We start from the raw sequence: 10,776 nt of genomic DNA on the forward strand, positions 1-10,776 counted from the left end.
AGGCAAGAGGGCACAACTTTTCCCGGAAGCAGAAAGAGGGGCACGAAGTGCGAGAAGCGGTAACGGAACTCCTGGCGACCATGCCGGCCGGGTCGAACATCACGGACATCCTGGTGGCACAGCACCAGCGCGACCCGCAGCGGGCGCTCTACGCCGTCAAGCGCAACGGCGCATGGTCCGACGTCTCGGCGGCGGAGCTCCTGGGCCAGGTCACGGCGCTGGCCAAGGGTCTGATGGCTTCCGGCATCGAACCTGGCGACACCATCGCGGTGATGTCCAAGACCAGCTTTGAGTGGACGGTGGTGGATTTGGCGGGCTGGTTCGCCGGCGCCGTCGTCGTCCCCATCTATGAGACGTCCTCCCCGCTCCAAGTGCAGTGGATACTGCAGGACTCCGCGGCGAAGATGGTGTTCGCCGAGGACGCTGCCAAGGCGGCCGTGGTGCGCCAGGCCATGTCCGGCCTGCCGGCCGAACTGCCGGTCTGGCAGCTGGATGGGAACGCCGATGGACTGGCCCAGCTGAAGGCAGCCGGAGCCGACACCACCGACGAGGAACTCGAACTGCGCCGCACCTCCCGCGGTATGCAGGACGCGGCGTCGCTGGTCTACACGTCGGGCACCACCGGTCGGCCGCGCGGCTGCATCGTCAGCCACGGCAACTTCGCCGAGCTGGCGGTCAACACGGTGGAGTTCCTGCCGGACATCCTGAAGCGTCCGGATGCCAAATCGCTGATGTTCCTGCCGCTGGCCCACGTCCTGGCCCGGGCGGTGCAGGTGATCTGCCTGGCCGCCGGAGTGAAGATGGGCCACACCTCCAGCATGGCCGAATTGATCGAAGACCTGGCCAGCTACCAGCCGACATTCCTGCTGGTGGTTCCGCGCGTCTTCGAAAAGGTCTACGCCACTGCCCGCCAGAAGGCGCACGACGGCGGCAAAGGCCGGATCTTCGACGCCGCAGCGCAGACGGCGGTCGCCTACTCGGAGGCTCGGGATGCCCAGGCCCGCGGCGCCGGGGCCGGCCCCGGCCTGGCGTTGAAGGCCAAGCGTGCCGTGTTCGACAAGCTGGTGTACGGCAAGCTCCGGGCGGCCTTTGGCGGCCAGGTGGAGTACACCGTCTCCGGTGCATCGGCGCTAAATCCGATGCTGGCGCATTTTTTCACCGGCATCGGCGTGCCGGTGTTGGAAGGCTACGGGCTGACTGAGTCCACCGCCCCCGCGGCGGTCAACCTGCCGCGAGCCAACCGGATCGGCACCGTTGGCCTGCCGTTGCCTGGCACCACCATCAGGATTGCGGACGACGGCGAAGTCCTGATCAAGGGCATCGGTATCACTCCCGGTTACCACAACAACGAGGCGGCCAATGCCGAATCCTTCCGGGATGGCTACTTCTGCACCGGCGACGTCGGCACACTGGACGACGACGGCTACCTCACCATTACCGGCAGGAAGAAGGATCTGCTGGTGACAGCAGGCGGCAAGAATGTGGCACCGGGGCCGCTGGAGGATGCGTTGCGTGAGCACCGGCTGGTCTCCCAGGCCGTGGTGGTCGGCGAAGGCCGTCCCTTCATCGGGGCACTGGTCTCCCTCGATGAAGAGGGACTCGCCGGATGGCTGGCGGCGGCCGGCCGGAGCCCGATGGACCTCACTGCCGCGGCGGAAGATCCGGCGGTGCGGGCGGAGCTGCAGCAAGCCGTGGATCATGCCAACCGGCTGGTCTCCCGAGCGGAGCAGATCCGGAAATTCGATGTGCTGCGGCAGGACCTGACCGAGGCTTCCGGGCACCTGACGCCGTCGCTGAAGCTCAAGCGGATGACCGTGCTGGAGGATTTCGCCGGGCAGATCGACGGGCTCTACGGCTAGCCGGTTTCTCTCGCGACGGCGGGGTACTTCGTCGAGGGCGCCCTCCATGGACCGTGCCCTCGTCGATAGACCCTGCCCTGGTGACGGCCGGGCCGCCTGCGGCCTTACGCTGTCTGGTCCTGCTCCCGGGCCAGCAGCAGTTCATGCCGGCGCCGCTGTTCTTCCGCAGCGGCCGCGCTCCGGTTCCGCCGTCCTCGCGTCGGCCAGGTCAGTGCCATCACCAGCGAGGAGACCATCAGCACCAACAGGGCGATGACGATTCCGGAGTCCATCCAGAACTGGGCTGGGAACAGCCGGATCAGCGTATCGTCCACATAGAAAGTCCAGGTTCCGTCGGCAAAAAAGATCCGGTGGAAGTCGGTGAAGAACTGCTGCCAGTTGAGCGCCCCCAGGATGCCCAGCACCAGGATGAGGATCAACGTAGCGGCCGAACCGGCGAACAGTCCGCGCCGGACACCGCCGTGGTAGCGGCGGGCAAGGTACACCACGCACACCACTGCAAGGATCAGCATCACCGCTCCGGCAATCATGGTCGCGAGGAAAACGCTTTTCACGTCAGCCATGTGGCTGACCTCAGAGTCCAGGAAAAGGCTGCCGCCGTTTGGACCGGTGAGGTCGCCCAGGTACCGCGGGCCGGCGAAGTTCAGCAGGTAGTCCACCGCGTAGGAGCCGAACGTCATTCGGTCCTCGGTACTGAAGCCGAAGCTGTCGGCCGGGAAGCCGGGCCGGTGGTATTCGACCCAGAGGAACAGCGGGGTGGCCACCAGCCGGATGGCCCCGATGATCAGCAGCAGCGGGAACAGCACGGCCAGCACCACCTGCAGGATGCGACCGGCCAAGGGCTTGGCGTTCACTGCCTCCTCGCGTGCGGTAGTGCGCCGCACCACTTCCGAACGCGGCGGACGGACCGAGAGCGCAGTGGTCGCAGGGTTCGCGTCACCGCCGGCGGTCGAGTCCACTCCGGCGGGCCGAGCCGCTGCTACGGCCGGCACCGGCCTCCGGGCAGCGGGCACTTCGCCCTCCGTGCCGGCCGGGCCGGCACTGCCGGCGTCTGGGCCTGTCGTGCCTGCGTTGGCAGTGTCAGGACGGGACGGGTTTGGGCTGCCACTCTGGCCCTCCCTGCCTGAGGCGGCAGCGGCGGGGACAGCCGCCGCTCCGCTTCGGTCTGGGCGCCCGGCAGCAGCCGCCGGCGCAGGTTCGGCTCCGCGCCTATCCGCGGCACCGCCGTCGGGCGCGGTCCCGCGATCCTGCCCCACGGCACTCAAATCCGGCAGCCTGCTGGGCCGGCGCATCGGAAGCGGGTTGGCTCCGTCCCGAAAACGGCCGTTGGCGGCAGGTACCGGGGGTGCGGGAGCCCGCTCTGACTCAACACCGGCTGCCTCTACGGGCGCTGTTCGGGCTCTGCGTCCGTCTCCGCCGGGGTTCGTCTGTTCGACTGCCACGTCCGTCGCCTCTTTCTGTACCGCTGGCCTCTCTGGTTATGAGACTACCGCTGGCCGGCGATGCTTCGCGGTTGCCACCCCGGGCGCGGCCCGCCCGGCTTCTAGCCGGTGACGGCGGTCTCGCCGGCGTCGAACCGGCCCAGGTCGCCGCGCTCCCCCGCCAGGTAGGCCCGCCGGCCCAGCGCCAGCGTGTAGACCCAGTAGCCCGCCAGCACCAGCGCGCCGATGCCCAGGCGCAGCCAGTCCGGCAGCGGGCTGGGCGTCACGAAGCCCTCGACCAGGCCGGAGATGAAGAGCACCAGGACCAGGCCCAAGGCAACGGTGATCAGCGACCGGCCTTCCCGGGCCAGCGATGCGGTGCGGGTCAGCCTCCCGGGCGAGACCCAGGACCAGAAGATCCGCAGGCCGGCCGCCGCGGCAATGAAGATGGCGGTCAGTTCCATCAGCCCGTGGGGCAGGATGTACAGGAAGAAAACGTCCAGCCGGTCGTAGGCTGCCATCATTCCACCGGCCATGCCCACGCCCTGGGCGTTCATGAACAGGATGTACGGCACCCACAGCCCGGTGACGCCGAACGCCACCGCCTGCGCGGCGATCCAGGCGTTGTTCGTCCACACCATTCCGGCGAACGACGCGTTGGGGTTTTCCGAGTAGTAATTGACGAAGTCTTCTTCCACGTACTTCCGGATTTCCTCGTCCGAGCCGATGGCCTTGATGACCTCCGGGTTCCCTGCAACCCAGACGCCGAACAGCCACGCGACCAGGATGAAAACGGCGCCGATGACCACGGTCAGCCACCGCAGCCGGTAGAACGCGGCTGGCAAAGACAGCACAAAGAATTCGGCAACGTCCCGGGCAAAATTGGAGCGGGCACCGGTGAAGCGGGTACGGGCGCGGGACAGCCGCGTGGAAAGGGCCGCCGACAGTTGGCCTTCGGCCGCCACCGAGCGGATCATCGACAGGTGGGTCGAGGTACGCCGGTAGAGCACCAGCAGTTCATCAGCCTCAGCCCCGGTGAGCCTGCGCTTGGCGCTCAGTTCGTCCAGCCGCTTCCAATCGTGCTGGTGCACAGCGGTGAAGGCATCAATATCCACACCCCTAGCCTATCCGGCACCGGGCCGGAGCAACGCTCCGCAGGGCCGCCGAGCGGCGCACGGATGGATAGAGTGGAACCAGGCGGCACCGGCCGCCCGGGAAAGGGGTCCGATGAGCAACGTCATCACCGGCGAAGCCGTGGTGCTGGAGCTGCGGCCGGCATCATTCGGGGTCCGCGCGCTCAGCTCGATCATCGACGTGCTCGCCAACGTGGCGCTGCTGATAGCCGCCTTCGTACTGATGGCCGAAACCCTGGACGTGGGCTTCGACGCCGCGGCCGCCCGGGCCCTGGCCATCACCGTGGTGTTGTTCTTCCTGGTGGTGGTGCCCATTGCCGTCGAAACGTTAACCCGCGGGAAGTCGCTGGGCCGCTGGGTCATGGGTCTGCGGATTGTCCGTGACGACGGCGGCGCCATCCGTTTCCGGCATGCCCTCATCCGGGGGCTGCTGGCGGTGTTCGAGCTGTACTTGCTGCTCGGTTCGGTTGCCTTCATGGCCGCGCTGTTCAACGACAGGTCCAAGCGGCTGGGCGATCTCCTGGCCGGCACCTACAGCATGCGGGAGCGGGTAGGCGTGATGCCGAAGATCCTGCCGGAAGTTCCCCCGCAGCTGGAGCCGTGGGTGAAGCTGGCCGATATGGGCCGGTTGCCGGAACCGCTGGCGCGCAGGATTGTGCAGTTCCTGTCCCAGGCGCCCAAAATGATCCCCGCCTCCCGGGCCAGGCTGGCCACCGCCCTGGCCAATGAGGCCTCCGGCTACGTCTCTCCCCCGCCGCCGGCGGGGACTCCGCCGGAAATGTACTTGCTGGCGGTCATGGCTGAACGGCGCGAACGCGACTTTTACCGGTTGGCCCGGCAGCACGAACGCGCCGTGCAGCGCGGCGCGCGGCTGCATTCGTTACCGTTCCAAGATGAGGATCGCCGGCCGGTTCGCTGAGTTCGTCCGCTCAGCAGCGGTCCGCCGTGCCGCTAGCCCTTGTCTTGCGATGTCCAGGTCTTCCAGTCCACGTTCCAGTCGCCGAAGCCGTCCGTCGGGTCTAGGAAGCCGCCGTCGGTGTTGCGGATATCAACGATGTCCCCGGTGCGCATCGTTTCGTAGAAATACCTAGCGCCGGCCTCGGACATGCCCACGCAGCCGTGTGAAATGTTCCGCACGCCCAGCGCCGAGGGGTCCAGCGTGGTGTGGACGAATTCGCCGCTGTTGCTCAGCCGGCTGGCGTACTTGGCGTTGAACGGCTCGTACCAGTCGGGATCCCCGGGCTTGAGCCCGATGCTGCGCGGGTTGAAGGGCAGCGACTTGTGCATGTCCATGATCGGGTGGATTCCCTTGCTGGACGGCCAGTTGGGGTCGCCCAGCGTGACCGGGAAAGTCTGGGCCAGCTTGCCGGCCACGTAGATCTTCATGGTCTTGGTCTTGTTGTCGACGATGGCCCGCCGGTCATCAAGGATGTTGACGGTGATCTTCTCGTCGTTCATCCCGATCATCTTGTTGCCGAACTCCACGCCGAAGAGTTTCATGTCCACGGTGACCGTGCTGTTGGGCGCCCAGTACTTGGCCGCCCGGTACCGGGCCTTGGTGTCCGAGTACCAGTAGAACTCGCCCTTTTGCCCGGCGGAGGTGGTGATCTTGATGGCCTCCTCCACCTTCTTTTTGTTCAGCACGGGTTCGCTGAAATTGAACTCCAGCGGCTGCGCAATGCCCACGCTTTGCCCGTCCAGCGGGTACATCCAGCCGTCGGCCTGGTTGGGCGCCAGCACCGTGGTGAAGCTCTGCTGCTTGGCGGTCTCGTCGCCGGCGCTGTCCACCAGCGTGTAGCTGAAGTCGTAGGTGGTCAAGAAGTCCAGCCGCTCGGTGGCCTTCCACGCGCTGCCGTCCTGGGACAGTTCACCGGCAACCGGTTCACCGCCCTTCGCCGGGGCCAGCACCACGTCCTTGATGGTGGCGTTCTTGGCGGTAATCGTGGCAACGGTGGCCGGATTGACCTCAACGGCCTTGTCCTCCGGGGAGACACCGAAGGACATCGCCTTGGCAACCGGCTCCGAGAAACCCGGGCGCTCGGCCGGCGCGACGGCCAACACCCGGCCCAACTGGGCGGCAAAGGTGGGCGATGCCACGGTAGCTGCGGTGACGGCTGCCGCGGCAGCCACCAGCACGCCGGCGATGCACAGCAGTGCGATCTTCAGGCCCTTGCGCTTCTTTTTTTCCTCAGTCATCCCAACCCAAACTCACGAGACTCACGGCATGGTGCTCGCCGCCCGGGCACAGCACGGCCCTGCTTCCATGGTAGGTCGCCCGGGGGCATGCGCCGGGCCACGGCGCGGCGTAGGACGTCCAACAATCCGGTAACCTTCCGCGAACGACGACGGCGATGGGCACCTCCGTCGGTGCCCATCGCCGTCGTCGTTAGCCCGGACTCAGTAGCGGTAGTGGTCCGGCTTGTACGGGCCGGCAACATCCACGCCCAAGTACTCGGCCTGTTCCTTGCTCAGTTCGGTGAGTTCGACGCCGAGTGCGTCCAGGTGCAGCCTGGCAACCTTCTCGTCCAGCACCTTCGGCAGCACGTAGACCTGATTGGCGTACTCCGGCTCGCCGGTGGCCGATCCCTCGGCCGGCTTGCCGTGCTTGGTGAACAGTTCGATCTGCGCAATGGTCTGGTTGGCGAAGGAATTGCTCATCACAAACGACGGGTGGCCGGTGGCGTTGCCGAGGTTCAGCAGCCGGCCCTCGGACAGCACGATGATGGAACGTTCGGTCCCGGAGCCGGCGTCGAAGACCCACTCGTGGACTTGCGGCTTGATCTCCACCTTCTGCACGCCCGCTACCTGGGCCAGCCCAGCCATGTCGATTTCGTTGTCGAAGTGGCCGATATTGCCCACGATGGCCTTGTCGCGCATCTTCACCATGTCGGACGCCATGATGACGTCCTTGTTGCCGGTGGTGGTGATGAAGATGTGCCCCTCGCCCACGACCTTGTCCAAGGTGGTGACCTGGTAGCCGTCCATGGCTGCCTGCAGGGCACAGATCGGATCCACCTCGGTCACCACAACCCGCGCGCCCTGGCCGCGCAGCGCCTCGGCTGCGCCCTTGCCGACGTCGCCGTAGCCGCACACCACCGCGGTCTTGCCGCCCATCAGCACGTCGGTGGCCCGGTTGATCCCGTCCGGCAGCGAGTGGCGGATGCCGTACTTGTTGTCGAACTTGGACTTGGTGACTGCGTCATTGACGTTGATTGCGGGGAACAGCAACTGGCCCTGCTCCGCGAGCTGGTACAGGCGGTGCACGCCGGTGGTGGTTTCTTCGGTGACGCCGCGGATGCTGGCGGCCACCCGGGTGAACTTCTGCGGGTCCTTGGCCAGTGAAGCGCGCAGCACATCCAGGATGATGGTGAACTCGTGCGGGTCGTCGGCGGAGGCCGACGGCACCGCACCCGCGGCTTCGAACTCCACTCCCTTGTGCAGCAGCAGCGTGGCGTCGCCGCCGTCGTCCAGGATCATGTTTGGCCCCAGCTCGGGGTTTTCGGCCGCGCCGGGCCAGGTCAGGATCTGCTCGGCGGTCCACCAGTATTCTTCGAGCGTTTCGCCCTTCCAGGCGAAGACCGGCACACCCTGCGGGTCCTCCGGCGTGCCCTTGCCCACGACGACGGCGGCGGCGGCCTCGTCCTGGGTGGAGAAGATGTTGCAGGATGCCCAGCGGACCTCGGCACCGAGGGCAGTCAGGGTCTCGATCAACACCGCAGTCTGCACGGTCATGTGCAGTGACCCGGCGATCCTGGCACCGGCCAGCGGCTGGCTTGCGCCAAACTCTTCGCGCAGTGCCATCAGGCCCGGCATCTCGTGCTCCGCCAAGCGGATCTGGTGCCGGCCGGCAGCGGCCAGCGAGAGGTCTTTGACCTTGTAGTCGATCGTCACAGTCATGCTCCTAAGCGTTGTCAGCGGGGCCGTCGGGGGTGGAATCGGAGGCGTCGGCGGCCAGGGCAGCCTGCGGCAAAAGCACCGGGATGCCGTCTTCGATCGGGTAGCGCAGCCGCTCACCCGTTGCGGTGCGTCCGGTCGCTACCAGCTCGTCTCCCTCTTGAACCAGCGAAGAACCGGTCGTCGGGCAGCGCAGGACGGCCAGCAGTTCGGGTGTCAGATGTGCCATGCGAATGTTGTCCTTCGGTCGATCAGCGGCTTCAGCTGTGCCGGCGTCAGGTGGACGGCGGGCGGGGCCTCGCAGCTGACAGCAGGTTGCCGGGAATGCGGGCTGCCCGCTTCCCCAGCGTATCGTTCTACGGTTGTCCGCGCAGAATGCGAAGATGTCCGCGCCGGGTGCCGGCAGCGCCAGCCGGCGGTTCCAGCGGTTCACGCTGCCCGCGGGGCTGCGGCAGCTCATCAGGGACCTCCGGTGTGCGGGCAGCTTCGCGCACCGCGTCCGCCAAGGCCAGCAGGTCGTCAGGATTCGGGGCCGGTGCCTGTGTGGGCAGCGCCAGCCGCATGACTTCCCAGCCGCGGGGCACGGTCAGCCGCTCAGCGTGGTCGGCACACAGGTCGTAACAGTGCGGCTCGGCGTAGGTGGCCAGCGGGCCCAGCACGGCGGTGGAATCTGCATACACGTACGTCAAAGTAGCGATGGCCGAGCGCTGACAGGCCGAGCGTGAACATTGACGAATGGATCCCACGAGAAAGAATCCTACTCCGGGCCGCTCTGCTTCCGGGCCACCGGCACTGACAGGCCCGGAAAGATTAGGTCACAATCAGGCTACCCCGCGCGTTGCCGCGGCGGGCCCTCTCGGCACACCGCTGATAGGCAGTGCCTAATTCTCTCTGCCGGGCTTAAAGTCGGTATATGGAGAACGGACCATCACTGACGGTGTCGCTCGGTGGCGACGGCGGTGGCTGGCGCCGTCCTTTTCCCGTACGACGCCGGAACCGCCGCGGCCGCGGACTGCGCGGCGATCTGCTGCCCGCCCATCTGCCCGGCCATCTGACCCGGCCCGAACAGTTCGAGCAGTGGGTTTCCGAGTCTGCCGAGCGGCTGGAGTACTTCTGGGGCGAGCGGATTGAAGCGGCCCAATTCGTGGTCGAGGACATTCCGCCGAATCTCGAAGAACTGTTGGCGCGCGGGCAAGCGGCGCCGTTAGGCAGCTTCACTCCGGCCGCGCCGGGCCGTCCGGCCGTGGTGACAGTGTTCCGCCATCCGGTGCAGATGGCTGCCCGGCTGCGGGCCGAACTCCCGGAGATCATCCACGACGTGGTGGTGGAGCAGACCGCGCAGTTGCTCAACATGGCTCCGGAAGCCGTCGATCCCGGCTACGGCCGGACCCGCCCCTGACCGCCGGGGTCAGTACCCGAGATTGACCGGGACAGCGTTCTGCGCCTGCGTCCCGGCCGGCACCGGAAGGACGGCGACATCGGCTGAACCGCCGCTGGTCAGCACCTGGGCACCGTAGACCGCTTCGCCCGACGCGCTGATCAGCAAGGCAGCGGGATCGGCGTCGTTGGCCTTCGGGTTGAGCGTCACGGTTGTTCCGGCAGGAACATCGACGGTCTGCTTCTTCCCCAGCCGGCCCTCCAGATCCACCGGCGTGATGTCCAGCTTTGCAGCGCCGGCCGGCGCGCTGAAGGCCATCCGGGAGTTAAGTCCGCCGGGGACGACGGCCAGGTGGTTGCTGCCTAGCCGCCCGGCGGCCGGTGCCCACCCGAAGTCCACCGGGGCCGCTTCCTCCGTCGCCCGGCTGACGCGTGCGGCGGCAGCGATGGAAACATCGGCGCTGACTTCGACGGAATACGTGCCGTTGGGCAGCGAGTCAAGCGGAACCCGTGTGACGCTGCCGGCGGCCGCAGTGATCACGCCGCCGCCGGGGAGGCTGACCGGCCCGTCCGAGCCAATGACCCGCACTTCAAGGACGGCGTCGGTTACGCCCGGGACCGCAACTTCCAACGCCGGCGCAGCATTCTCATAGCCGTCCTGTTCGCGGATTTTCCGCGCCAGCTTGTCATCGTCGACGGTGATGCCGGTGACCAATTGGCGGGTGCCGGCCGGAGCCGATGCCTGCAGCAGTTCGACGCCGCCGGGCGTCAGTTGGCGTAGGACGCTCTGTTGGATGAAGCCGGTCACTGGCCCGCCGGAGGACTGGACGCGCACGGCCAGTGATTCCTGGTTTGCGGCCAGACCTGCCAGCACGATGGACCGGGATTCCCCCGGTGCCAGCAGCAGCCCACGGGTGCCGGCGGCCTGGATCGGTCCCTCGCCGGACATCAGTTCCAGGTTGACCGAGGACGGGGTTTCGGAGCTGTTGTGCAGCTTCAGTACCGACGTGGTGCCCACCGTGGTGGAGGCCCCGAGCAGCCAAAAATCGTTGGCCGGCGCCATGCAGTTGGCCGCGGCAAGCCCGCGCAGGT

The 10,776-nt window shown here is 67.1% G+C and carries 10 protein-coding genes; 3 read left to right on the plus strand and 7 right to left on the minus strand.

Annotated elements, in window-relative coordinates:
• Positions 1 to 47 precede the first annotated feature (47 nt).
• A complete protein-coding gene (locus tag ACMX2H_RS10500) occupies positions 48 to 1,859 on the plus strand; it encodes an AMP-dependent synthetase/ligase (protein WP_414960443.1) in 1,812 nt (603 codons plus the stop codon).
• Between the two features lie 104 nt (positions 1,860 to 1,963).
• Here the strand turns inward: ACMX2H_RS10500 and ACMX2H_RS10505 are convergent, their stop codons facing one another.
• Together ACMX2H_RS10505 and ACMX2H_RS10510 are read right to left on the minus strand one after the other, a co-directional pair.
• Positions 1,964 to 2,872: a TIGR01906 family membrane protein gene (locus ACMX2H_RS10505; RefSeq protein ID WP_414960444.1), complete on the minus strand. Its 909-nt coding sequence runs from the start codon at positions 2,870 to 2,872 to the stop codon at positions 1,964 to 1,966.
• A 530-nt stretch (positions 2,873 to 3,402) separates the two neighbouring features.
• Positions 3,403 to 4,395 carry a stage II sporulation protein M gene (locus ACMX2H_RS10510; protein WP_414960445.1) on the minus strand — a complete coding sequence of 331 codons (993 nt, stop codon included), beginning with the start codon at positions 4,393 to 4,395 and terminating at the stop codon, positions 3,403 to 3,405.
• Between the two features lie 112 nt (positions 4,396 to 4,507).
• On the opposite strand from ACMX2H_RS10510, the gene ACMX2H_RS10515 reads away from it, so the two are divergent.
• Positions 4,508 to 5,332 (plus strand): RDD family protein, encoded by an 825-nt coding sequence (locus ACMX2H_RS10515; protein WP_414960446.1) that lies wholly within the window; start codon positions 4,508 to 4,510, stop codon positions 5,330 to 5,332.
• Between the two features lie 32 nt (positions 5,333 to 5,364).
• Here ACMX2H_RS10515 and ACMX2H_RS10520 read toward each other — a convergent pair whose 3' ends face one another.
• The 4 genes from ACMX2H_RS10520 to ACMX2H_RS10535 all read right to left on the minus strand — a co-directional run bounded on the left by ACMX2H_RS10520 (position 5,365) and on the right by ACMX2H_RS10535 (position 9,053).
• A complete protein-coding gene (locus ACMX2H_RS10520; protein ID WP_414960447.1) occupies positions 5,365 to 6,609 on the minus strand; it encodes a L,D-transpeptidase in 1,245 nt (414 codons plus the stop codon).
• 201 nt (positions 6,610 to 6,810) lie between these two features.
• Entirely contained in the window at positions 6,811 to 8,304 is a 1,494-nt protein-coding gene (gene ahcY / locus ACMX2H_RS10525) for an adenosylhomocysteinase (RefSeq protein WP_414960453.1), read from the minus strand.
• A gap of 10 nt (positions 8,305 to 8,314) precedes the next feature.
• The gene (locus ACMX2H_RS10530; protein ID WP_414960448.1) at positions 8,315 to 8,536 is read right to left on the minus strand and encodes a Trm112 family protein; all 222 of its coding nucleotides are present in this window, start codon (positions 8,534 to 8,536) and stop codon (positions 8,315 to 8,317) included.
• Between the two features lie 127 nt (positions 8,537 to 8,663).
• The gene (locus ACMX2H_RS10535; protein WP_414960449.1) at positions 8,664 to 9,053 is read right to left on the minus strand and encodes a DUF3499 domain-containing protein; all 390 of its coding nucleotides are present in this window, start codon (positions 9,051 to 9,053) and stop codon (positions 8,664 to 8,666) included.
• A gap of 167 nt (positions 9,054 to 9,220) precedes the next feature.
• Here ACMX2H_RS10535 and ACMX2H_RS10540 point away from each other — a divergent pair, with 167 nt between their 5' ends.
• On the plus strand, positions 9,221 to 9,706 hold the full coding sequence (locus tag ACMX2H_RS10540) for a metallopeptidase family protein (RefSeq protein WP_414960450.1): 486 nt from the start codon (positions 9,221 to 9,223) through the stop codon (positions 9,704 to 9,706).
• 9 nt (positions 9,707 to 9,715) lie between these two features.
• Here the strand turns inward: ACMX2H_RS10540 and ACMX2H_RS10545 are convergent.
• Positions 9,716 to 10,776, minus strand: a 1,061-nt coding sequence (locus ACMX2H_RS10545) for a DUF5719 family protein (RefSeq protein ID WP_414960451.1), incomplete at its 5' end; no start/stop codon positions are given.

Origin of the sequence: Arthrobacter sulfonylureivorans (genome assembly GCF_047607445.1) — a bacterium.
Taxonomy (GTDB): Bacteria; Actinomycetota; Actinomycetes; order Actinomycetales; family Micrococcaceae; genus Crystallibacter; species Crystallibacter sulfonylureivorans_A.

Coding starts and splice junctions, on each gene's coding strand:
- ACMX2H_RS10520 (WP_414960447.1), bottom strand. CDS start 6,609: ATGACTGAGGAAAAAAAGAAGCGCAAGGGCCTGAAGATCGCACTGCTG.
- ACMX2H_RS10540 (WP_414960450.1), top strand. CDS start 9,221: ATGGAGAACGGACCATCACTGACGGTGTCGCTCGGTGGCGACGGCGGT.
- ACMX2H_RS10515 (WP_414960446.1), top strand. CDS start 4,508: ATGAGCAACGTCATCACCGGCGAAGCCGTGGTGCTGGAGCTGCGGCCG.
- ACMX2H_RS10530 (WP_414960448.1), bottom strand. CDS start 8,536: ATGGCACATCTGACACCCGAACTGCTGGCCGTCCTGCGCTGCCCGACG.